This is a genomic window from Aquabacterium sp. T101, from assembly GCF_057219775.1.
Window position 1 is genome coordinate 1198836 of sequence record NZ_JBXVVZ010000001.1, and the last position, 22321, is coordinate 1221156.

The 22321-nt window shown below is 69.7% G+C and carries 24 protein-coding genes; 11 read left to right on the forward strand and 13 right to left on the reverse strand.

Annotation, left to right across the window (positions count from 1 at the left end):
* Positions 1-18: 18 nt before the first annotated feature.
* Together AC2EAQ_RS05640 and AC2EAQ_RS05645 are read right to left on the reverse strand one after the other, a co-directional pair.
* Positions 19-558, reverse strand: a complete 540-nt coding sequence (locus AC2EAQ_RS05640) for a tripartite tricarboxylate transporter TctB family protein (RefSeq protein WP_484640831.1) — start codon at positions 556-558, stop codon at positions 19-21.
* Positions 559-666: 108 nt separating this feature from the next.
* On the reverse strand, positions 667-1698 hold the full coding sequence (locus AC2EAQ_RS05645) for a Bug family tripartite tricarboxylate transporter substrate binding protein (protein ID WP_484640832.1): 1032 nt from the start codon (positions 1696-1698) through the stop codon (positions 667-669).
* 437 nt (positions 1699-2135) lie between these two features.
* Between AC2EAQ_RS05645 and AC2EAQ_RS05650 the strand changes: the two genes are divergently transcribed.
* On the forward strand, positions 2136-3068 hold the full coding sequence (locus AC2EAQ_RS05650) for a histone deacetylase family protein (protein WP_484640834.1): 933 nt from the start codon (positions 2136-2138) through the stop codon (positions 3066-3068).
* Positions 3069-3116: 48 nt separating this feature from the next.
* Here AC2EAQ_RS05650 and AC2EAQ_RS05655 read toward each other — a convergent pair whose 3' ends face one another.
* A complete protein-coding gene (locus AC2EAQ_RS05655) occupies positions 3117-4109 on the reverse strand; it encodes a GGDEF domain-containing protein (protein ID WP_484640835.1) in 993 nt (330 codons plus the stop codon).
* A gap of 158 nt (positions 4110-4267) precedes the next feature.
* Between AC2EAQ_RS05655 and rpsU the strand changes: the two genes are divergently transcribed.
* The 5 genes from rpsU to AC2EAQ_RS05680 all read left to right on the forward strand — a co-directional run bounded on the left by rpsU (position 4268) and on the right by AC2EAQ_RS05680 (position 7880).
* Entirely contained in the window at positions 4268-4480 is a 213-nt protein-coding gene (gene rpsU / locus AC2EAQ_RS05660) for a 30S ribosomal protein S21 (protein WP_012346814.1), read from the forward strand.
* Positions 4481-4553: 73 nt separating this feature from the next.
* Positions 4554-5000, forward strand: a complete 447-nt coding sequence (locus AC2EAQ_RS05665) for a GatB/YqeY domain-containing protein (RefSeq protein WP_484640837.1) — start codon at positions 4554-4556, stop codon at positions 4998-5000.
* Between the two features lie 11 nt (positions 5001-5011).
* The gene (locus AC2EAQ_RS05670) at positions 5012-5365 is read left to right on the forward strand and encodes a protein tyrosine phosphatase family protein (protein WP_484640838.1); all 354 of its coding nucleotides are present in this window, start codon (positions 5012-5014) and stop codon (positions 5363-5365) included.
* A 66-nt stretch (positions 5366-5431) separates the two neighbouring features.
* Entirely contained in the window at positions 5432-6049 is a 618-nt protein-coding gene (locus tag AC2EAQ_RS05675; protein ID WP_484640839.1) for a TRAP transporter small permease subunit, read from the forward strand.
* Between the two features lie 4 nt (positions 6050-6053).
* Entirely contained in the window at positions 6054-7880 is a 1827-nt protein-coding gene (locus AC2EAQ_RS05680) for a TRAP transporter large permease (RefSeq protein WP_484640840.1), read from the forward strand.
* 114 nt (positions 7881-7994) lie between these two features.
* Here the strand turns inward: AC2EAQ_RS05680 and AC2EAQ_RS05685 are convergent, their stop codons facing one another.
* Together AC2EAQ_RS05685 and pmbA are read right to left on the reverse strand one after the other, a co-directional pair.
* Entirely contained in the window at positions 7995-9074 is a 1080-nt protein-coding gene (locus AC2EAQ_RS05685) for a TRAP transporter substrate-binding protein (RefSeq protein WP_484640842.1), read from the reverse strand.
* A 110-nt stretch (positions 9075-9184) separates the two neighbouring features.
* Positions 9185-10549, reverse strand: coding sequence for a metalloprotease PmbA (gene pmbA / locus AC2EAQ_RS05690; protein ID WP_484640843.1), 1365 nt, complete (start codon positions 10547-10549; stop codon positions 9185-9187).
* 24 nt (positions 10550-10573) lie between these two features.
* On the opposite strand from pmbA, the gene yjgA reads away from it, so the two are divergent.
* Positions 10574-11119, forward strand: coding sequence for a ribosome biogenesis factor YjgA (yjgA, locus tag AC2EAQ_RS05695; protein WP_484640844.1), 546 nt, complete (start codon positions 10574-10576; stop codon positions 11117-11119).
* Positions 11116-11700 carry a molybdopterin adenylyltransferase gene (mog, locus tag AC2EAQ_RS05700; protein ID WP_484640845.1) on the forward strand — a complete coding sequence of 195 codons (585 nt, stop codon included), beginning with the start codon at positions 11116-11118 and terminating at the stop codon, positions 11698-11700. The genes yjgA and mog overlap by 4 nt, the downstream gene beginning before the upstream one ends.
* 3 nt (positions 11701-11703) lie before the next feature.
* Here mog and murB read toward each other — a convergent pair whose 3' ends face one another.
* Entirely contained in the window at positions 11704-12720 is a 1017-nt protein-coding gene (murB, locus tag AC2EAQ_RS05705) for a UDP-N-acetylmuramate dehydrogenase (protein WP_484641173.1), read from the reverse strand.
* 67 nt (positions 12721-12787) lie between these two features.
* Here murB and AC2EAQ_RS05710 point away from each other — a divergent pair, with 67 nt between their 5' ends.
* Both AC2EAQ_RS05710 and AC2EAQ_RS05715 read left to right on the forward strand, forming a co-directional pair.
* A complete protein-coding gene (locus AC2EAQ_RS05710) occupies positions 12788-13288 on the forward strand; it encodes a YajQ family cyclic di-GMP-binding protein (RefSeq protein ID WP_484640846.1) in 501 nt (166 codons plus the stop codon).
* A 4-nt stretch (positions 13289-13292) separates the two neighbouring features.
* On the forward strand, positions 13293-13946 hold the full coding sequence (locus AC2EAQ_RS05715) for a retropepsin-like aspartic protease family protein (RefSeq protein ID WP_484640847.1): 654 nt from the start codon (positions 13293-13295) through the stop codon (positions 13944-13946).
* 24 nt (positions 13947-13970) lie between these two features.
* Here the strand turns inward: AC2EAQ_RS05715 and AC2EAQ_RS05720 are convergent, their stop codons facing one another.
* Complete coding sequence (locus tag AC2EAQ_RS05720) at positions 13971-16037, reverse strand: M3 family metallopeptidase (RefSeq protein ID WP_484640848.1); 2067 nt, start codon at positions 16035-16037, stop codon at positions 13971-13973.
* Positions 16038-16047: 10 nt separating this feature from the next.
* Positions 16048-16803 carry a hypothetical protein gene (locus AC2EAQ_RS05725; protein ID WP_484640850.1) on the reverse strand — a complete coding sequence of 252 codons (756 nt, stop codon included), beginning with the start codon at positions 16801-16803 and terminating at the stop codon, positions 16048-16050.
* A gap of 151 nt (positions 16804-16954) precedes the next feature.
* On the opposite strand from AC2EAQ_RS05725, the gene AC2EAQ_RS05730 reads away from it, so the two are divergent.
* Positions 16955-17488 (forward strand): SRPBCC family protein, encoded by a 534-nt coding sequence (locus AC2EAQ_RS05730; protein ID WP_484640851.1) that lies wholly within the window; start codon positions 16955-16957, stop codon positions 17486-17488.
* 24 nt (positions 17489-17512) lie between these two features.
* On the opposite strand, the gene AC2EAQ_RS05735 is transcribed toward AC2EAQ_RS05730, so the two are convergent.
* The 5 genes from AC2EAQ_RS05735 to ald all read right to left on the reverse strand — a co-directional run bounded on the left by AC2EAQ_RS05735 (position 17513) and on the right by ald (position 22278).
* Complete coding sequence (locus AC2EAQ_RS05735; protein WP_484640852.1) at positions 17513-18226, reverse strand: ABC transporter ATP-binding protein; 714 nt, start codon at positions 18224-18226, stop codon at positions 17513-17515.
* A 1-nt stretch (position 18227) separates the two neighbouring features.
* Entirely contained in the window at positions 18228-19010 is a 783-nt protein-coding gene (locus AC2EAQ_RS05740) for an ABC transporter ATP-binding protein (RefSeq protein ID WP_484640853.1), read from the reverse strand.
* A gap of 12 nt (positions 19011-19022) precedes the next feature.
* Positions 19023-20111, reverse strand: a complete 1089-nt coding sequence (locus tag AC2EAQ_RS05745) for a branched-chain amino acid ABC transporter permease (protein ID WP_484641176.1) — start codon at positions 20109-20111, stop codon at positions 19023-19025.
* A 15-nt stretch (positions 20112-20126) separates the two neighbouring features.
* Complete coding sequence (locus AC2EAQ_RS05750; RefSeq protein WP_484640854.1) at positions 20127-21050, reverse strand: branched-chain amino acid ABC transporter permease; 924 nt, start codon at positions 21048-21050, stop codon at positions 20127-20129.
* A 112-nt stretch (positions 21051-21162) separates the two neighbouring features.
* Positions 21163-22278 carry an alanine dehydrogenase gene (gene ald / locus AC2EAQ_RS05755; protein WP_484640855.1) on the reverse strand — a complete coding sequence of 372 codons (1116 nt, stop codon included), beginning with the start codon at positions 22276-22278 and terminating at the stop codon, positions 21163-21165.
* Positions 22279-22321: the final 43 nt, after the last annotated feature.

Genomic DNA, 22321 nt, shown 5'->3' on the forward strand with positions numbered 1-22321 from the left:
CTCGCGGTGCCGTGTGCGTCAGTAGCCGAGGAAGCCGAGGGGGTCGAGCGCGCCCTTGAAGAGCGGCACCTTGAACCAGACCTCGAACATCACGAAGAAGAGTGCGTTCACCACCACCCCGACGACCACGCTCTTGAACGGGGAGTACTTGCCCAGGATGATCATGAACAGCGCGATGAAGATCGCCGAGGCCACGTACAGGCCCAGCACCATGATCACGCCGACATAGATGCAGGACGGGATCAGCACCGACAGCACCCGCTTGAGCTGCACGGAGTCGACGAAGGTCTCGTCCTCGCCGGAAGAGACGGCGCTGGCGCGGGCCCGCACCGACTGCACGAAGATGGCGGCGCCGCACACGGCCAGGATCAGGCCGATGTAGAAGGGAAAGTAGCCTGCGCCGGGGCCGTCGGTGGTCCACTCCGCCCCCAGCCGGCGGGCCTCGTAGATCACCACGCCGCCGACGAGCATCAGGCAGGCTGCGACGACCGCGTCGACGGTCGAGTTGCGGACGACCGGGGTGCCCTCGGGAGCTTCGCCGGACGGTTCGTGTGCCATGGTTTCCTCCTGCGTCGGGGCAGAGTCGCCCCCTCCGCCTGTCTCACGACGGGCGGAACTGTCCTCAAAGTCGATCGGCGCCGGCGGCGAGCGCCGGCGTCAGGGGGCTTACTTCGCGATGAAGCCGGCTTCGGTCATCAGCGTGCGGTGCAGCGCTTCGGCGCCGGTGAGCCACTTGGCATAGTCGGCACCGGTCATGGCCGTGGTGTTGAACGCGCCCTTCTCCATGAACTCCTTCCAGTCCGGCGTCTCGCGCACCTTCTTCATCAGGTCCACGTAGTAGCCGATCTGGGCCGGCGTCACGCCGGGCGCCATGAAGATGCCGCGCAGCATCACGTAGTCGGTGGGCACGCCGGACTCCTTGCAGGTCGGGATGTCGGCCCACGACTGCGTGGCGGTCACCTTCTCCTTGTAGGGCATGCGGGTGTCGTCGAACACGCACAGCGGACGCAGCGAGCCCGCGCGCCACTGGGCCACGGCCTCGATCGGGTTGTTCACCGACGAGTCGATGTGCTTGCCCACCAGCTGCACGGCCACTTCGCCGCCGCCCTTGAACGGCACGTAGATGAACTTGGTGCCGGTGGCCTTCTCGAGGCCGACGGTGATGATCTGGTCTTCCTGCTTGGAGCCGGTGCCACCCATCTTCATCTTGTTCGGGCCGGCGGCCTTGACCGCGGCGATGTACTCGTTGGCGGTCTTGTAGGGCGACTCGGCGTTGACCCACAGCACGAACTGGTCGAGCGCCATCATCGACACGGGCGTCATGTCCTTCCAGTTGAACGGCACGCCGGTGGCCAGCGGGGTCGTGAACAGGTTGGACAGCGTGATGATGATCTTGTGCGGGTCGCCCTTGGCTTCCTTCACGGCGAGGAAGCCCTCGGCCCCCGCGCCGCCGGACTTGTTGACGACGACCATCGACTCCTTCATCAGCTTGTGCTTGACGATGATGCCCTGGATCAGGCGCGCCATCTGGTCGGCACCGCCGCCGGTGCCGGCGGGCACCACGAACTCGACCGGCTTGGTCGGCTCCCAGGCCCAGGCGGCCGGAGCTGCGATCGCGAGAGCTGCGCATGCCGCGGTGGACAGGCGCTTGAAGGTGCGGCCGAGGGCCGTACGACGGGGGGCTTGGGTAGCGCGCATGGACATGTCTCCAGTCGGTGAGTCGATCTGCGTGGAAGCCTTGCCGAACCTCTTGCGAGGGCATCCACTCGGTTCGGCGCGATGGTGTTTGGGACCGGCGGAAATTCAATTGACCGCAGTCAAGATCAAGGGACAACCCGGTCCGAGGGCACTCTACAGGAACGGCGTGTCGGGAAGCACCGTTGACCATGATGTCCGAAGTCATCGCGGCACGCTGCATCGAGTGTGTTTCTCTCTGCAGCCAACGCTGTGGCCACGCGCGCGGGGCGTGCGTCGAACCATGCGCTTGCCACAAGCCAAGGGCGTCGGCAACGAGCATCGGTACAAACACCAAGCATGGTTTCCCCTAGCGCCGTGGGCCCCACACCCCCGAGTGCCGGTTCGAGGGCCGCGGCCTCCGTGCATCATTGCCACCGTCGATCAAACCCGCATTGCCGATGAGCACCTGGATCTACTCCCACGCCGCCTGCCTCGACCATCGTCCCGGCCCGCATCACCCCGAATCGCCCGACCGCCTGGTGGCGGTGCTGCGAGCGCTGGAAGCGCCCGAGTTCGCCGCCGCTGCGCGTCACGACGCACCGCTGGGCACGCGCGAGCAGATCCTGCGCATCCACGACGCCGACTACGTGGACGCCGTGGAGTCCGCCGTGCCGCGCCAGGGCTACCGCGCGCTCGACGCCGGCGACACCATCATGTCCCCGGGCACCTGGGAGGCCGTGCTGCGCTGCGTCGGCGCGGCCTGCGCGGCGGTCGACGCCGTGGTGGCCGGGCAGGCGCGCAATGCGTTCTGCGCCACGCGCCCCTGCGGCCACCACGCCGAGGCGGACCGCGCCATGGGCTTCTGCGTCTTCAACCAGGCCGCCATCGCCGCACTGCATGCGCGCGAGGTGCACGGCATCCGCCGCGTCGCGGTGGTGGACTTCGACGTGCACCATGGCAATGGCACGCAGAACAGCTTCTACGACGACCCCGACCTGTTCTACGGCTCGAGCCACCAGTCGCCGTTCTATCCGGGCACCGGCGCGCGCGGCGAGTCGGGCTCCGCAGGCAACGTGGTCAACATCCCGCTGTCGCGCGGCGCGGACTCGGCGACGTTTCGGCATCACATGCGCAACGAACTGCTGCCCGCCCTGGCGCGGTTCGAGCCGGGCCTGGTGATCATCTCCGCCGGCTTCGACGCGCATCACCTCGACCCGCTCGGCGGCCTGGCCCTCACCGACGACGACTTCCACTGGATCACGCGCGAGCTGATGGCGGTGGCCGACCGGTCGGCCGGCGGCAAGGTGGTGTCCACGCTCGAAGGCGGCTACAGCCTCGACGGCCTGGCCAGCGGCACCGCCGCTCATGTGCGTGCCCTGATGCAGCCTTGACTCGGCGCCGATGCCGCGCTGACCCGGTGGCCGCAAAGGCCTCGCCCCTCAGCCAGCCTCGAAGCGGATGCTGGCCAAGGTGACCCGGTTGCCGCCACGCTGGCGTGCGTCGGCCAGGGCGGCCTCGCAGGCGGCACGCAGGTCGTCCTGCGTGGCAGCGGTGTGGGGGAAGCTGGCCACGCCCATCGACACGGTGAAGCCGATCTCGCGCCCTTCGTGCGCCACGATCTGGGTCGCGCACTGGCGGCGCAGGCCTTCCATGCGCGAGTGCGCCGTCGCCAGACCCACGCCCGACAGCAGCACCGCGAATCGGTCCTCGTCGTCGCGGCAGGACGCGTCCATCGCCCGCGTGTTGTTGCGCAGCAGCAGGCCCAGCGCCTCCTGCACCCGGCGCCGCACCCCGGCTCCCAGCGCCTGAATCTCCGGCAGCAGCGGGTCGAGTGCGATCGACACCAGCGCGAACTCGCGGTGCTCGCGGGTGGACAGGTCCACCTCGCGTCGGATCTGGTCGTCGAAGTGGGCGCGGTTGTACAGGCCGGTGGCACGGTCGCGGGGGGACTGGCCCTGCAATTCGCGCCGCAGCTGCTCGTTGGCCAGCTGCTGCTGTTCCAGTTGCTCCAGGGCCTGGCGCAACTGGGCCTCGCGACGCCGGGCCGGCGCCAGGTCGCGCCACACCAGGGCCAGCAGGGGCTGCCCGTCGGGGCCGCTCAGTCGCATCCTGAGCACCTGGAACTCGCGCCGCACACCGGCCATTTCGCAGCGGTACTCGCTGACATGCCAGCCGGGCTGGTCCAGCGCCGCCTGGTCGGCGGCCTTCAAGGCGGCCGGGTCCCCCAGCACGTCGGCGTCGCGCACCCCGGCAAGCGACCCCGGCGGACGCCCCAGCCATTCCACCATACGGGATCCTGCATGCATCCAGGTGCCGGACGCGTCCTTCAGCACCAGGGCGTCCTGGTCACGCAGGACCAGCGCCAGGGCCAGCGGCGAAAGGCACGCTGCCAGCGGAGCATCCAGGCCGGGGGCTGCAGGGTCGGAGGACATCGGGAAGGGACCGTGACCGGCGGATGGTAGCCACACGGGCTCCCCATGCCATGCTCCCAAACCGGCAGTCGCCAGGCCTGCGGACCGCCGCTATAATGCTCGGCTTTGCTGGCAGGCACCCTGGCTTGCCCGGCGCAGAACCTAGGACCTTCCCCTTCATGACCACCATTCGCGTCAAAGAGAACGAGCCCTTCGACGTGGCGCTGCGCCGCTTCAAGCGCACCATCGAAAAGCTGGGCCTGCTGACCGAACTGCGCGCCCGCGAGTTCTACGAGAAGCCCACGGCCGAGCGCAAGCGCAAGAAGGCTGCCGCGGTGAAGCGCCACTACAAGCGCGTTCGCTCGATGCAGCTGCCCAAGAAGCTGTACTGATTCCGGCCCCAGGCCAGCGACGAGCCCGCGCGGGACACCGCAGCGGGCTCGTTGCGCTTCTGAAGGACACCCGATGACCCTCAAGGACCGCATCACCGACGACATGAAGGCCGCCATGCGCGCCAAGGACGCCGCGCGGCTGTCGACGATCCGCCTGCTGCTGGCGGCGATCAAGCAGCGCGAGGTGGACGAGCGCATCACGCTGGACGACGCCCAGGTGGTGGGCGTGTTGGACAAGCTGGCCAAGCAGCGCAAGGACTCGATCGCCGCGTTCGCGCAGGCCGGGCGCACCGACCTGGTGGACAAGGAAACCGCCGAACTGGCCGTGCTGGAGGGCTACCTGCCCCAGCGCCTGTCGGCCGATGAGGTGGCCGCCGAGGTGGCCCGCATCGTGGCCGAGGTCGGCGCCGCCGGCCCGGGCGACATGGGCAAGGTGATGGGCGCGGCCAAGGGCCGCCTGGCCGGCAAGGCCGACATGGGCATGGTGTCGGCGGCGGTCAAGGCCGCGCTGACCCGGTAGGCTTGCGCACCATGACGACACCCTCCCTGCCGATCCGCCCGGTGGCACCCGATGTGTGCGTGGCCCCGCAGCTCACGCCGGACGCGATGGCCGAGGCCGCCCGTGCCGGCTTTCGCAGCGTGGTGAACAACCGCCCCGACTTCGAGCACGGGCCCGACCAGCCCACCAGTGCGCAGATCGAGGCCGCGGCGCGCGCCGCGGGGCTCGAGTACCGCCACCTGCCGGTGGCAGGCGGCTTCCAGACGCCCGAGCAGATCGCCGAGATGGCCGCGCTGCTGGCGCAGCTGCCGCGGCCGCTGCTGATGTTCTGCCGCAGCGGCGCCCGCTCGACCAACCTGTACATGCAGGCCCAGGCTGCGGGTTAGACCCTCCGGAGCGGCGTGCGAACGCTGCCAGAATCCGCGCATCGCGAATTCCGGAGGGGAGCGCCCGTGGGTGCACTGCTCAAACTGTCCCGGCTGATCGACACCGTCAACGAGTGGATCGGCAAGCTGACCATGTGGCTGGTGCTGGCCGCGGTGCTGATCAGCGCCGGCAACGCGACGCTGCGCAAGGCGTTCAACATCGGCTCGAACGCGTGGCTGGAGATCCAGTGGTACCTGTTCGCCGCCGTGTTCATGCTCGGCGTGGGCTACGTGATGCTGAAGAACGCCCATGTGCGGATCGACTTCATCTCCAGCAAGCTGTCCCGGCGCACCAACGCGATCATCGACGCGATCGGCATCGTGGTCTTCACGATCCCGCTGTCGATCATCATGATCAACCTCGGCTGGCCGGTGTTCGTGCGCGCCTTCGAGACCGGCGAAATGAGCCAGAACGCCGGCGGCCTGATCCGCTGGCCGATGTGGGCGCTGCTGCCGCTGGGCTTTTCCATCCTGCTCACGCAGGCGGCGTCGGAGCTGATCAAGCGCATCGCCTTCATCACCGGGCACACGTCGGAACCGTTCAGCGTGGAAGAGGGCAAGTCGGACGAGGAGAAGCTCGCCGAGGAGCTGGCCGCCGAGGCGGCCCGGCACGAACAGCAACTCGCGAACGCCAAGAAGAGCTGACACCATGGCCCAGTTCATCGCCCAGAACTTCGTCCCGCTGCTGTTCTGCGGGCTGCTCTTCTTCCTGCTGACGGGCATCCCCGTCGCGTTCGGCCTCGCGGCCACCGGGCTGCTGTTCGGCTACATCGGCATGGAAGTGGGGCTGTTCTCGACCACCCTTTTCCAGGCGCTGCCGCTGCGGGTGTTCAGCATCATGAGCAACGAGACGCTGCTCGCGATCCCGTTCTTCACCTTCATGGGCATCATCCTCGAACGGTCCGGCATGGCCGAGGACCTGCTCGAGACGGTGGGCCAGGTGTTCGGCCCGTTGCGCGGCGGCCTGGCCATCGCGGTGATCCTGGTCGGCGCGCTGCTGGCCGCCACCACCGGCGTGGTCGCCGCGGCGGTGATCTCGATGGGCCTGATCTCGCTGCCCATCATGCTGCGCTACGGCTACAACCGCACCATCGCCACCGGCACCATCACCGCGTCGGGCACGCTGGCCCAGGCCATTCCGCCGTCGCTGGTGCTCATCGTGCTGGCTGACCAGATGGGCCGCTCGGTGGGCGACATGTACGCCGGCGCGCTGATTCCGGGCCTGATGCTGGTGGGCCTGTACATCCTGTTCATCGTGTTCGTGGCCTTCGGCCGCCCGAGCTGGGTGCCGGCGCTGCCGCCCGAGGCCCGCATCTACCGCGAGCCCGACGGCAGCGGCGGCTACCGGTCGCTGCTGGTGCTGTTCCTGGTCTGCGGCGCCGCCGGCTATGCCTGGTCGCGCGTGCACAGCCAGCTGATGGGCGCCTGGCTCGAGCGCGAGGGCGCGGCGCCCGGCGACGAGGTCTTCATCATGTCGATGACGATCGCCTCGCTGCTGGGGCTGGGGCTGGCGCTGCTGAACAGCGTGACGCGAATGGGGCTGCTGTCGCGACTGGCCGAGCGCGTGACCTTCGTGCTGATCCCGCCGCTGGTGCTGATCTTCCTCGTGCTGGGGACCATCTTCCTCGGCGTGGCCACGCCCACAGAAGGTGGCGCGATGGGCGCCCTGGGCGCGCTGATCATGGCCGTGGGCCGCCGTCGCCTGAACCTCAAGCTGATGATGCAGGCGCTGGACAGCACGGCCAAGCTGGCCACCTTCGTGCTGTTCATCCTGATCGGCTCGACGGTGTTCTCGTTCACGTTCAACGCCGCCGACGGCCACGTCTGGGTCGAGCACCTGTTCGACAAGCTGCCCGGCGGCGCGCTCGGCTTCCTGATCGTCGTGAACGTGCTGGTGTTCATCCTCGGCTGCTTCATCGACTTCTTCGAGATCGCCTTCATCGTGATCCCGATCCTGCTGCCGGTGGCCGAGAAGATCCTGCCGTCGATGTTCCCGCCGGGCACGCCGATCGATCCGATCATGATCTGGTTCGGCGTCATCATCGCGATGAACCTGCAGACGTCGTTCCTGACGCCGCCGTTCGGCTTCGCGCTGTTCTACCTGCGCAGCGTGGCCGCCAAGACCGACTACAAGGACCGCGTCACCGGGGCCAACATCCCGGCCGTGACCACGGGGCAGATCTACAAGGGCTCGATCGCTTTCATCGTGCTGCAGGTGATCATGGTCGGCATGATCATCGCGTTCCCCGGCCTGGTCACGGACGGCATCGAGCAGGGCGTCAAGATCGACGCCGAGCAGGCCCTGCAGTCCATGGGCGTGCCCGAGGCGGCCGCGGACCCGAATGCCGCGGCTTCCGAGCCCGAGTCCGCCGCCTCCGAGCCGGAGGAAGGTGCGTCCGAACCCGGCGCCGGCAAGGAGGAGGACCCGATGAAGGCCCTGCAGGACGCGATCAAGCAGGACGCCGCCAAGAAGTAGCCCCGGCCGGGCCGGCGCAGCCCGGCCCGCTGCGCGCCTGCCGCATCGATTCCGGCGCCCAAGAAAAAGCCCCGCCGAGGCGGGGCTTTTCGTTGCCGTCGCGGGCTCTGCGCGTCAGAGCTTGGCCGACTGCATGTAGTTGTCGAAGCGCGCCTCGGTGAAGCGGAACCACAGGTTGGCTTCCTTGCGGAACGCCGAGTAGTCGTCGTACACCTTCTTCCAGCGCGGGTTGCGGGCGCCGATCTCGCTGTACAGCGCCATCGCCTCCTTGAAGGCCGCGTCCATCAGGTCCTTCGGGAACGGGAACAGCTTGGCGCCACCGGCCACCAGCGCCTTCAGCGCGGCGGCGTTCTTGCCGTCGTACTTGGCCTGCATGTCCACGTGGGCATAGGCCGAGGCGGCCTCGACGATGGCCTTGTTCTCGGCCGACAGCGCTTCCCAGGCCTTCAGGTTGATGTGCAGGTCCAGCTGCGGGCCGCCTTCCCACCAGCCCGGGTAGGCGTAGTTCTTGGCGACCTTCTGGAAGCCGAGCTTCTGGTCGTCGTACGGGCCCACCCACTCGGCGGCGTCGATCGTGCCCTTTTCCAGCGCCTGGTAGATCTCGCCACCCGGGATGTTCTGCGGCACGCCGCCGATGCGCTCGACCACCTTGCCGGCGAAGCCGCCGCAGCGGAACTTGATGCCCTTGAAGTCCTTCAGGGACTTGATCTCCTTGCGGAACCAGCCCCCCATCTGCGCCCCGGTGTTGCCCATCGGGAAGTTGATGATGTTGTAGCCGGCGTAGAACTCGCGCATCAGCTTCAGGCCGTTGCCCTCGAACATCCAGGCGGTCATCTGGCGGCTGTTCAGGCCAAACGGGATGGCGCAGCCCAGGGCGAAGGTCTCGTCCTTGCCGAAGTAGTAGTACGGCGCGGTGTTGGCCGCCTCGACGGTGCCGTTCTGCAGCGCGTCGACCGTGCCGAAGGCCGGCACCAGTTCGCCCGGCGCGTGCGTCGTGATCTCGAACTTTCCGCCGCTCATCTCCTTGACCTTCTTCGCGAAGACGTCGTTCACGCCGAACAGCGTGTCGAGCGCCTTGGGGAAGCTGGAGGTCAGGCGCCAGCGGATCGCGGCTTGCGCGTGCACGGCCGGCGCGACGCCGGCAGCCAGGACACCGGCGATGCCGGCGCTGCGAACAAAGGAACGACGTTCCATGGAGTCTCTCCTGAAGAGGATGGAGGGAAGTGCGCGGCGATTCTAGGCAGCGCCCCCGCCCCGCCCGGCCGGGGTTTCCCCGTGCGTAGGTTTGCGATGCGCCGGGCCGGTCAGGCGCCGGCCACCTTCATCCGCTGCACCAGGATGGAGCCCGTGGTCCGGCTGCCCGAGGTGTAGGCGTCGGCGCCCACGGCGACGATGTCGCGCAGCATGTCGCGCAGGTTGCCGGCGATGGTGACCTCGTGCACCGGATGGGCAATGCGTCCGCCCTCGACCCAGAAGCCGGCCGCGCCGCGCGAATAGTCGCCGGTGACGCCGTTGACGCCCTGCCCCATCAGCTCGATGACGAACAGGCCGCGCCCGAGCTTGCGCAGCATGGCCTCCAGGTCGTCGCCGGGGCGGGTCAGGCGGCTGCGCAGCACCAGGTTGTGGGCGCCGCCGGCATGGCCGGTGGTGCGCAGGCCCAGCTTGCGGGCCGAGTAGCTCGACAGGAAGTAGCCCTGCACGACGCCCGCGTCGACGACGCGCCGGGCCCGGGTGCGCACGCCTTCGTCGTCGAACGGCGAGCTGCCCTTTCCCTTGGCCACCAGCGGGTCCTCGTCCAGGTCGAGGTGGGGCGCCAGCACCGGCTGGCCCAGGCACCCTTCCAGGAACGTGGCCTTGCGGTAGAGCGCGCCGCCGGACGTGGCCTGCACGAACGCGCCCACCAGACCCGACGCCAGCGTGGACTCGAACAGCACCGGCACCTCGCAGGTGGCGATCTTGCGCGACTTCAGCCGCGACAGCGCCCGCTCGGCGGCGTAGCGGCCCACGGCCTCCGGCGAAGCCAGGTCGGCCGGGTCACGCATCGACGTGTACCAGTAGTCGCGCTGCATGCCGTTGCCGCGGCCGGCGATCGGCGACACCGACAGGCCGTGGCGCGAGCTGGCGTAGCCCCCGCGGAAGCCGCGCGAGTTGCCCATGAAGAAGTGCGACTGCTGCGCCGACACGCCGGCGCCTTCGGAATTGGTGATGCGGCGGTCGGTGGCGAAGGCCGCGGCCTCGCAGCGCAGCGCCAGCTCGCCGGCGCGGGCGGCGTCGATCGCCCAGGGGTGGATCAGGTCGAGGTCGGTGGCGGCCTGCTGCGGGCTGGCGAGGTCGGCCTCGTCGGGCAGGCCGGCGGCCGGGTCCTCGGCGGTGAAGCGCGCGATGTCGTAGGCCGCCTTGACGGTCTGCTCCAGCGCGGCGCGGGAGAAGTCCGACGTGCTGGCATTGCCGCGCCGCTGCCCCAGGTACACGGTGACGCCGACCGACTTGTCGCGGTTGCGTTCCACGTTCTCGAGCCGGCCCTTGCGCACCGACACCGACAGCCCGGCGCCCTCGGACACTTCCACCGCCGCGTCGCTGGCGCCGGCTGCGCGGGCGATGCGCAGCGCGTCGTCGACGATCTGCTGGAACTGGGCGCGGGTGTAGGCGAATCCTTGGTGTCCGGTCATGCGAACTATCATAGCCAGCAACCCATGAAAGCCTCCGACGACCTGCCCGACGACGCCACGGCGTCGCGCCCGAGCAAGAGCGAACTCAAGCGCCAGGCGCACGACCAGCAGGACATCGGGCAGGCCCTCGCGGCGCTGCCGGACGCGGCCCTGGCCGCCACGCCGATGCCCGAGGCCCTGCGCGACGCGGTGCTGGAACTGCGCCGCACCCGGTCGCACGAGGGCCGGCGGCGCCAGCTGCAATACGTGGGCAAGCTGATGCGCCAGGCCGACATCGAGCCCTTGCGGGCCGCCGTGGCCGCGGCCCAGCTCGGCCGCGCGCACGACGCGCTCGCGCTGCACAAGGCGGAGCACTGGCGCGCCGAGCTGATGGCCGACGACGATGCCCTCACGCGCTGGATGGCCGAGCATCCGGACACCGACCTGCAGCGCCTGCGCACGCTGATCCGCAACGCGCGCAAGGACGCCGCCCTGCCCCCCGAGCAGCGCCACGGCCGCGCCTGGCGCGAACTGTTCCAGTTCATCAAGCCGCAGCTGGCCTCGACGCCGGCCGCGGGCCCCACCCCATGAGCGACTTCGACCCCGTCCGCATCGGCCTGCTGTCGATCAGCGACCGTGCCTCCGCCGGCATCTACGAGGACAAGGGCCTGCCGGCCCTGCAGCAGTGGCTGCAGCGCGCCCTGCGCAACCCGATCACCTGGGACGCCCGCGTGATCCCCGACGAGCAGCAGGGCATCTCCCGGGCGCTGGTGGAGCTGGTGGACGAGCGCGCCTGCCACCTGGTGCTGACCACCGGCGGCACCGGCCCGGCACCGCGCGACGTGACGCCCGAGGCCACGCTGGCCGTGGCCGACAAGGTGATGCCCGGCTTCGGCGAGCAGATGCGCCAGATCAGCTTGAACTTCGTGCCCACGGCGATCCTGTCGCGCCAGGTGGCGGTGATCCGCAAGTCCACGCTGATCATCAACCTGCCGGGCCAGCCGAAGTCGATCGCCGAGACCCTGGAAGGCCTGCCCGCGGCCACGCCCCCGGTGCCCGGCATCTTCGCGGCGGTGCCCTACTGCATCGACCTGATCGGCGGCCCGTACTTCGAGACCGACGAGACGGTGTGCAAGGCCTTCCGGCCGAAGTCGGCAATCCGGGTGCGCTGAGCGCTACACCACCACCGGCTCGGGCTCGAGGCGGATGCCGAAGCGGCCGTAGACCGACTCCTGGATCGCGCGCGCCAGCGTCACCACCTCGGCGCCGGTGGCGCCGCCCCGGTTCACCAGCACCAGCGCCTGCTTCTCGTAGACGCCGGCATGGCCGATGGTCTTGCCCTTCCAGCCGCAGGCGTCGATCAGCCAGCCGGCGGCCAGCTTCACGCTGCCGTCGGGCATCGGGTAGTGCACGATCTCGGGGTCGCGGCCGATGATGTCGCGGCACTGCTCGGCGCTGACCACCGGGTTCTTGAAGAAGCTGCCGACGTTGCCGATCACCGCGGGGTCCGGCAGCTTGGCGCGGCGAATGGCGCAGACCCAGTCGAACACGGTCTGGGCATCGGGCGTGGCATTGCCCGTCTCCTGCACCTTGCGCTCGAGCTCCAGGTAGCCCAGCACCGGCTGCCACGGGCGCGGCAACCGCATGCGCACGCGGGTGATCACGCTCTTGCCGGCCAGCGCCTGCTTGAAGATGCTATCGCGGTAGCCGAATCGGCAGGCGTCCGGCCCCAGCGTGGCGCTGCGTCCCGTGACCAGGTCCACCACGTCGAGCGACTCGAAGCGGTCTTTCAGCTCCACGCCGTAGGCACCGATGTTCTGCACCGGCGCCGCGCCCACGGTGCCGGGGATCAGCGCGAGGTTCTCCAGGCCCGGCCAGCCCTGCGCCAGGGTCCAGGCCACGGTGTCGTGCCAGGGCTCGCCGGCGCCGACCTCGACGATCCAGGCGTCGTCGCGCTGCTCGAGCAGGCGCCGGCCGGCCACCTCCACCTTCACGACGACGGCCTGCGGGTCGCGCGTGAACACCACGTTGCTGCCGCCGCCGAGGATGAACTTCGCCGCGCGCCCGAGTTCGGGGTGGTCGACCAGGCGCCGCACCTCGGCGTCGCTGCGCACGCGCACCAGCGTGTGCGCCACGGCCGGCAAGCCGAACGCGTTGAGCGTGCGCAGGTTCACGCCCTTGTCGATCGGCAGGTCGGGTGCGGCAACGCCTTGCATGGGACAATTCTCGCCCATGCCCGGGACCCTCTAGCAACAGGCCATGCCCAGCTTCGACGTCATGCTCGAGCCGAACTTCGTCGAACTGCGCAACGCGGTCGACCAGGTCAACAAGGAGATCGGCACCCGCTTCGATTTCAAGGGCAGCAGCGCCAAGGTCGAGCTCACCGAGAAGGGCACGGCGCGCGACCTGATGCTGTACGCGGACAGCGACTTCCAGATCAGCCAGGTCAAGGACATCCTGCTGGCCAAGCTCGCCAAGCGCGGCGTGGACGTGCGCTTTCTCGACGACAGCGCCAAGATCGAGCGCATCGGCGGCGACAAGGTGCGCCAGCCGGTCAAGGTCAAGGTGGGCGTCGACGCTGAGCTCGGCCGGCGCATCCAGCAACTGGTCAAGCAGAGCAAGATCAAGGTGCAGGCCGCGATCCAGGGCGACATCGTGCGGGTGTCCGGCGCCAAGCGCGACGACCTGCAGCTCACGATCGCGCTGCTGCGCCGCGAGGTCGCGGACACCCCGATCCGCTTCGACAACCCGCGGGACTGAGCCGATGCGAGCCGATGCCCTGCTCTTCGTGCTGGCCGCGGCCGCCGCCGGCACGGCCCAGGCGCAGACAGTCACCCTGAACGGCGCGCTCGGCACACAGCAGGCGCTGCTGGTCATCGACGGCCAGCCCCAAGCGGTGCCGGTGGGCGCCACGGTCCGGGGCGTGAAGCTGCTGTCGCTGTCGGCCACCCAGGCCGAGGTGGAAGCCGCGGGCGTGCGCCGCACGCTCACGCTGGGCGCCGGCCCGGTCCGCGTGTCGGGGGGCGGTGGCGGCAACAGCGGCGCCCGCGAAATCGTGTTGACGGCGGGCCCGGGCGGCCACTTCCTCACCACCGGCCAGATCAACGGCCGTGCGGCGCAGTTCATGGTGGACACCGGTGCCACCGTGGTGGCGCTGGGCCAGGCCGACGCCGACCGCATGGGCATCGACTACCGCAGCAGTTCGCGCCGCGGCTTTGCCGAGACCGCCAACGGGCGCGTGCCCACCTACGCCGTCACGCTCACCTCGGTGCGCGTGGGCGACGTGGAGGTGGCCAACGTGGAAGCCATGATCCTGCCGGCGTCGATGCCGCACGTGCTGCTGGGCAACAGCTTCCTCACGCGCTTCCAGATGAAGCGCGAAAACGACGTGCTGCGGCTGGAGAAGCGCCCGAACTGACTCGTCGCGCTCCCTCCGGCGCCGTCACGCCGGCTGCAGCAGGCCCTTCTTGTCGAGCATCGGCTCCAGGCGCGGTGCGCGGCCCCGGAACGCGGCATACGTGGCGCCGGGCTCCACGCTGTCGCCGGCGGCGTACACATGCCGCAGCAGGCGCCCCGCCACGTCGGCGTCGAACGGGCTGCCGGCCTCGACGAAGGCATCGAACGCGTCGGCGTCCAGCACCTCGGCCCACAGGTACACGTAGTAGCCCGCGGCGTATCCCGAGCCGTAGAACAGGTGCTGGAAGTGCGTGAAGCGGTGGTTCAGGCCCACGCCGTCGGGCAGGCCCCGGTCGCGCAGCACCCGGGCCTCGAACGCCACCGGGTCGGACGGCACCTGACCGCTCGGCAGCGCATGCACGGCCATGTCGGTCAGCGCGCTGGCGACGTAGCGCACGGTCTCGTAGCCCTGGCCGAAGCGGCGCGCGCGCCGCAGGCGCTCGATCAGGTCCTCGGGGATCGGCTGGCCGGTGTGCACGTGGCGGGCATGCCGGCGCAGCACCTCGGGCTCGCTCATCCAGTGTTCGAACAGCTGCGACGGCAGTTCGACGAAGTCGCGCAGCACATTGGTGCCCGACAGGCGCTCGTAGCCCACGTCCGACAGCAGGCCGTGCAGGCCATGCCCGAACTCGTGGAACAGCGTGCGCACATCGTCGAACGACAGCAGCGTCGGCTGCCCCGGCGCGGCCTTGGCGAAGTTGTTGTTGTTGACGACGATCGGCGCCACGGCGCCGCCGTTGCGGGTCTGCTGGCGGAACAGGCTCATCCAGGCGCCGCTTCGCTTGGTGGGCCGCGCGAAGTTGTCGTGCAGGAACACGCCGATCAGGCGGTCGTCGCGCCCGCGCACTTCGTAGGCCTTGACGTCGGGGTGGTAGACCGGCAGGTCGGCCCGCTCGACGAGGCGGATGCCGAACAGGCGCTGCGCGCAGTCGAAGGCGGCGGCGACCATGCGGTCGAGCGCGAAGTACGGCTTGACCTCGGCGTCGTCGATCGCGTAGTGGCGCTGACGCACCAGTTCGGCCCAGTAGCGCCAGTCCCAGGGCTCGATGGCATGGTCGACGCCCCGCTCGCGCATCAGGGCCAGCAGTTCGCCGCGCTCGCGTTCCACCGCCGGCACGGCACGCGCCCAGACGTCGTCCAGCAGCTTCATCACCGCCGCCTGCGTGCCGGCCATGGTGTTGTCCAGCGCGTAGTCGGCATAGCTGGCATAGCCCAGCAGGCCCGCCTGTTCCGCACGCAGCTCGAGGATGTCGCGCACGATGGCCCGGTTGTCGGTCTCGCCTGGGTGCTCGCCCCGGCGGGTCCAGGCCCGCCAGGCGGCCTCGCGCAGGTCGCGCCGCTCGCTGAAGGTCAGGAAGGGCACGATCAGCGACCGCGACAGCGTGATCACGGCACCGTCCAGGCCGCGATCGCTGGCGGCCTGCCGCGCAGCGTCGCGCACGAAGTCGGGCAGCCCGGCCATGTCGGCCTCGTGCGCCAGCGTCAGGCGGAAGGCGCTCTCGTCGGCGAGCACGTTCTGGCCGAAGCGCGTCATCAGCGACGCCAGTTTCTCGTTCGTGGCGGCGTAGCGCTCGCGCTGCTCGCCCCGCAGCCGGGCACCGGCGCGCACGAAGTCGCTGTGCAGCCGCTCGAGCAGCCGCCGGTCCTGGGCCGACAGGCCCAGCTCGCCGCGCCGGGCATGCAGGGTGTCCAGGCGCTCGAAGAGCCGAGCGTTCAGGTAGATGGCGTTGCTGTGGGCCGCCAGCGGCTGCGCCATCTCGCGCTGCACCGTCTGCAGGGCCGGCGAGGTCTCCGACGCGCACAGGTTGTGGAACACGGCCTCGATGCGATTGAACAGGCGGCCGCTGGCGTCCAGACGGGCCACCGTGTTGGCGAAGGTCGGCGGCTCGGCCTGCTGCGCGATGGCGTCGATCTCGTCGCGGTGCGCGCGCATCGCCACGTCGAAACCCTGCGCGAAATGACCCGGCTCGATGTCCGCGAACGGCGGCAGTTCGTGCGGCGTGCGCCAGGGCTGGAGCAGCGGGTTGCGCCCGGTGTCGGTGGAATCCTTCATCGCCAGCAACCTACTTGCCGGCCTTGATGGCCATCTCGTCCTCTTCCCGGTACGGGCGGTTGGCGCACTCGGTCAGCCAGTCGGTGCGCTCTTCCTCGGCCTTGGTGCCGGCATCGTTGAGAACCTTGTTGCGCGCGTTCCAGTCGACCACGACCGCGTCGCGGGCCTTGGCGCGCTCGTTGTAGCTGCGCACGCTGGCCTCGTAGGCCGGCACCAGGCTCGCCTCGTCGCTGGCCAGGCTGTTGCGGGTGCGGCTGAGGCCTTCGCGGTCGGCCTCGAGCGCCTTGGTCATCGCCTCGCGATCGGCCTTGGGAGCCTCGTCGATCGCCCGGGCGCGCTGGTTGAACGCCTCGATCTCGGCGGCGTGGGCGCGCATGCGCCCCTCCCAGGCCCGCACGGCCGCCAGCTTCGCATCGACGTCGGCCCGGGCCAGCTTCAGCGCGTCGCCGCTCTTGACCAGCTCGTCCTTCTCGGCGTCGAGCGCGGTGCGGCGCTGGACCAGGTCCTTGCCGGAGGCAGTGATGTCGTCCAGGCGCTTGAGGCAGGCGCGAAGCTCCTCGCGCGAAAGCAGCTTGCCCGAGGGCGCGCCCTTGCCGCCGAGCGTCTTGGCCGGCGCGGCTTTCGGGGCCGGCGACGCAGGAAGCACGATCGATGGCGGCTTGGCCTTCGACGGCGCAGGCGCCTGCGCCTGCTGGGCCAGCGCCGGCGCGGCAAGCCCGGCAAAGGTGCAGGAAACGGCCGCGGCAAGTCGGAAAAGTCGCAACATGAATGTCTCTGGAACGGCCTCGTGGGCCTGGGTTGGACCGGAGCGCGGCCATCGCGTGGGCGGCCGCTGGCGCAAGGGCGAGATCATGCCATCTTGCCCCGCCTTCGATTGGGGTTCAGACTCGATCCCCCAAGGGCTGCGGGAGAAGCCGATGCTTCGGATCCTGAAGTGGGTGGTCGGTGCGGTGCTGGCGCTGGCCCTCTTGCTGGTGGCCGGCGGCTACGCGCTGTCGCCGGAGTTCCGTGCCGTGCGCAGCATCACGGTCAACGCGCCGGCCGACCGGGTGTATGCCCTCGTGGCCGACCCCCGCGAGTGGAAGCGCTGGACGGTGTGGAACCAGCGCGACCCGTCGATGGCGATCACCTACAGCGGCGCCGCGTCGGGCGTCGGCGCAGGCTGGGCCTGGCAGAGCAAGACCGAAGGCGACGGCAAGATGACCTTCACCGCCGCCGACCCCGGGCGGCGCCTGGCCTACGACCTGTACTTTCCGGACTTCGGCACCACGTCGACCGGCGACCTGACGCTGGCCGCCGACGGCGCCGGCACCCGCGTCACCTGGAGCATGACCGGCAACATGGGGTCCAACCCGCTGTTCCGGTGGATCGCGCTGTTCGGCGACCGCATGGTCGGCCCGGACTTCGAGGCCGGACTGGCCAACCTGAAGCAGCTGGCCGAGAAGCCCTGAGGCGGCGCGCCGGGCGCGCGCGGCTCACTCGCCCAGGTAGGCGGCGCGCACGCGCGGGTCGGCCAGCAGCATCTTGGCGTCGCCGTCCATCGACACCTCGCCGGACTCCATCACGTAGCCGCGATCGGCCAGCGACAGCGCGCGGCTGGCGTTCTGCTCGACCAGCAGGATCGTGGTGCCCTGCTTGTGGATGTCGGCCACGACCTCGAAGATCTTGTCGACCATGATCGGCGACAGGCCCATCGAGGGCTCGTCGAGCAGCAGCACCTTGGGGCGCGCCATCAGCGCGCGGCCCATCGCCAGCATCTGCTGCTCGCCGCCGCTCATCGTGCCGGCGAGCTGCTGCGCCCGCTCCTTCAGGCGCGGGAAGATCGTGAACACCTTGTCGATGTCGGCGTCGATCTCGCCGTCGTTGCGCACGAAGGCGCCCATCTGCAGGTTCTCGACGATGGTCATGCGGGTGAAGGTGCCGCGCCCCTCGGGCACCATCACCAGGCCCTGCTTGACGAGGTCCCAGGCGCCCTGGCCGCGGATCGACCGGCCCATGAACTCGATGTCGCCGGCAGCCACCGGCTGCGTGCCCGTGATGGCCTTCAGCGTGGTGGTCTTGCCCGCGCCGTTGGCGCCGATCAGGCTGACCAGCTCGCCCTGGCGCACCTCGAAGCTGACGCCCTTGACGGCCTGGATGCCGCCGTAGGCGACCTTCAGGCCGCTCACCTTCAACAGTGTCGTTGCCATCTCAATGCGTCCCGTGCCCGGCGCCGAGGTAGGCCTCGATCACCTTCTCGTTCTTCTGCACCTCGGCCGGCGTGCCCTCGGCGATCTGCTTGCCGTAGTCGAGCACGGTCACCCGGTCGCACAGCCCCATCACCAGCTTCACGTCGTGCTCGATCAGCAGGATGGTGCGGTTGTCGTTGCGGATGCGGTCGATCAGCTCGCGCAGCACCACCTTCTCGGTGGCATTCATGCCCGCGGCCGGCTCGTCGAGCGCGATCAGCTTCGGGTCGGTGGCCAGTGCGCGCGCGATCTCCAGGCGGCGCTGGTCGCCGTAGGACAGCGTGCGCGCCTTGTAGTCGGCATAGCGGCCGATACCCACGTAGTCGAGCAGCTCCTGCGCCCGCTGCGCGATCGCCTGCTCCTCGGCCTTGAACGACGCGGTGCGGAACACCGCGCCCATCAGGCCCGACTGGGTGCGCACATGCCGGCCGACCATCACGTTCTCGAGTGCGGTCATCTCGGCGAACAGGCGGATGTTCTGGAACGTGCGCGCAATGCCGGCCTTGGCCACCTGGTGCACGGCCTCGGGCTTGTAGGGCGCGCCGCCGAGCTCGAAGGTGCCGGAGTCCGGCGTGTACAGCCCGGTGATCACGTTGAAGAACGTGGTCTTGCCCGCGCCGTTGGGGCCGATCAGGCCGTAGACCTGCCCCTCGGTGATCGTGATGCCCACTTCGGACAGCGCCTGCAGCCCGCCGAAGCGCTTGGAGACGTTGCCGACCTTGAGGACGACCTTGCCGTTGCTCATCGTGCCGCCCCCTTACTTCGTCACCGGCGACGGCGCCGACTTGCCGTGCTCGGGCGACGGCCACAGGCCGCGCGGCCGCAGCAGCATCACCACCACCATCGCCAGCGCGATCAGCAGCTGGCGCAGGATGGACGCGTCGATGCGTCCGCCGGTCAGGTTCTGGATGTCGCCCGCCACGTAACGCAGCGCCTCGGGCAGGATCGCCAGCAGCAGGGCGCCGACGATCACGCCCGGCAGGTGGCCGATGCCGCCCACGACGACCATCGCCACGATCATCACCGACTCCATCAGGCTGAAGGATTCCGGCGAGACGAAGCCCTGGAAGGCAGCGAACATCGAGCCCGACACGCCGCCGAAGGTGGCGCCCATGCCGAAGGCCAGCAGCTTCATGTTGCGCGTGTTGATGCCCATGGCCTTGGCCGCGATCTCGTCCTCGCGGATGGCCATCCAGGCGCGGCCGATGCGCGAGGTTTCCAGGCGATAGCACACCAGCAGGCTGCCGATCACCAGCGACAGGAACAGCCAGTAGTACAGCGTCACCGACGGGATCGAGAAATCGCCGATCTGCAGCGACTTGCCGAACGAGAACCCGAAGATGTTCATCGAGTCGATGCGGTCCAGCCCGCGCGGCCCGTTGGTGATGTTGACCGGGTGCTCCAGGTTGTTCATGAACACCCGGATGATCTCGCCGAAGCCGAGCGTGACGATGGCCAGGTAGTCGCCGCGCAGCTTGAGCACTGGCGCGCCGAGCAGCACGCCGGCAATCGCCGCCAACCCCGCGGCCAGTGGTATCACCACCCAGATCGGCGTGTGCAAGCCGTCCGGGAACATGGCCTTGAAGCCCTCGAAGTTCTCGGCCAGGTGCGGACTCGCCAGCAGCGCGTACATGTAGGCGCCGACGGCGTAGAACGCGACGAAGCCCAGGTCCAGCAGGCCGGCGTAGCCCACGACGATGTTCAGGCCCAGCGCCAGCAGCACGTACAGCATCGCCAGCGCCATGATGCGCACCGGCCCCTGCCCGAGCTGCTGCGCCAGCAGCGGCAGCAGGAACAGGCCGAGCGCGACGAGCACGAAGACGATGACCTGGTTCTTCTTGTCCATCATGTCAGGCTCCCCTCAGGCGCGGTCGGCCACGCGTTCGCCCAGCAGGCCGGACGGTCGCAGCGTGAGCACCAGGATCAGCGCGACAAAGGCGAAGATGTCGGCGTAGTGGCTGCCCAGCACGCCCCCGGTGATCTCGCCCAGGTAGCCGGCGCCGATGGCTTCCACGAGCCCGAGCAGCAGACCGCCGACCACCGCGCCCGCGAGATTGCCGATGCCGCCCAGCACGGCCGCGGTGAACGCCTTCAGACCGGGCAGGAAGCCCATCGAGTGCTGCACGGTGCCGTAGTTGGCGGCCCACATGATCCCTGCCACGGCGGCGAGCGCGGCGCCGATGATGAACGTGGCGGAGATGACCATGTCGGGCTTGACGCCCATCAGCGCGGCCACGCGCGGGTTCTCGGCCGTGGCGCGCATCGCACGCCCGAGCTTGGTGCGGTTCACGAGGTACATCAGCCCGGCCAGGATCACCGCGGTGAGCCCGAGGATGATGCACTGCACGATGCTGATGACGGGACCGCCGAGGTCGATCGGCTCGCTGGGCAGCAGGATCGGGAACGGCTTGGGGTTGGGCTTCCAGATGATCATCGCCACCGTCTGCAGCAGCAGGCTCATGCCCATGGCGGTGATCAGCGGCGCCAGTCGCGGCGCATTGCGCAGGGGCCGGTAGGCCACCTTCTCGATCGAGAAGTTCAGCGTGGCGCACACCGCGATGGACACGGGCACCGACAACAGCAGCACCAGCCAGCCCGGCATGCCGCTGCCTTCCAGCGCGTTGACGACGGTCCAGCTGGTGAGCGCACCGAACATCAGCACCTCGCCGTGGGCGAAGTTGATGAGGTTGATGATGCCGTACACCATGGTGTAGCCCAGCGCCACCAGCGCGTACATGCTGCCGAGCACCAGCCCGTTGATGATCTGTTGGAAAAAGATGTCCAAGCGGCCACTCCAGGTTCACACCGTCCCGCCAACGGCGGGCCCGATTCTAGGCAGGCAAGGTCCGTGCCCCGCGCAAGGATTACCCTTGCGGAAAGCGCCCCTGCAAGGGGCGTCAGGCAAGCAGCGTGGCGATGTCTCGCAGGGGCTTGCCGAGCCCCGCGGCGACGCTGGCGTGGGTGATCGCGCCGTCGTGCACCGTCAGGCCCGCGGCCAGGTGGCGGTCGTCGGCGCAGGCGCGGCGCCAGCCCTTGCCGGCAAGCGCCAGGATGAACGGCAGCGTGGCGTGGCCCAGTGCATGGGTCGACGTGCGCGGCACGGCGCCGGGCATGTTGGCCACGCAGTAGTGCACGATGCCGTCGACCTCGTAGGTGGGTTCGGCATGCGTGGTGGCGCGTGAGGTCTCGAAGCAGCCACCCTGGTCGATGGCCACGTCCACGATCACCGCGCCGGGCGTCATGCGCGACAACTGGGCACGCGTGATCAGCTTCGGTGCGGTCGCACCGGGCACCAGCACGGCGCCCACCACCAGATCGGCCCGCAGCACCGCCTGCTCGGTGGCGTCGAGCGTGGCGTACTGTGTGCGGATGCGGCCGCCGAAGGCCTCGTCGATCTGGCGCAGCCGCGGCAGCGAGCGGTCGAGGATCGTCACGTCGGCGCCAAGGCCGATCGCCATGCGGGCGGCATGGGTGCCGACCACGCCGCCGCCGATCACCGTCACCTGCGCCGGCGCCACGCCCGGCACGCCGCCGAGCAGCACGCCCAGGCCGCCATTGGCCTTCTGCAGCGCCACGGCGCCGACCTGGATCGCCATGCGGCCGGCCACCTCGCTCATCGGCGCCAGCAGCGGCAGCCCGCCGCGGTCGTCGGTGATGGTCTCGTAGGCGATCGCCGTGCAGCCGCTGGCCAGCAGGCCCTGCGCCTGCACCGGGTCCGGCGCGAGGTGCAGGTAGGTGAACAGGGTCTGGCCGCGGCGCAGCATCGCGCACTCGGCCGGCTGCGGCTCCTTGACCTTGACCACCAGTTCGGCCGACTCGAACACCGCCACAGCGTCGGGCACGACCTGCGCGCCGGCCTGCACGTAGGCCGCGTCGTCGCAGCCGATGCCGCGGCCGGCCCCGGCCTGCACCAGGACCGAGTGCCCATGGTGGACCGCCTCCCGGACGGCCGCAGGCGTCATGCCGACGCGGTACTCGTGGTTCTTCACTTCCTTGGGAACGCCGATGCGCATGGGAAACCTCCGTGGGGATCGGCAGATCGTGGTCCCGGACGCC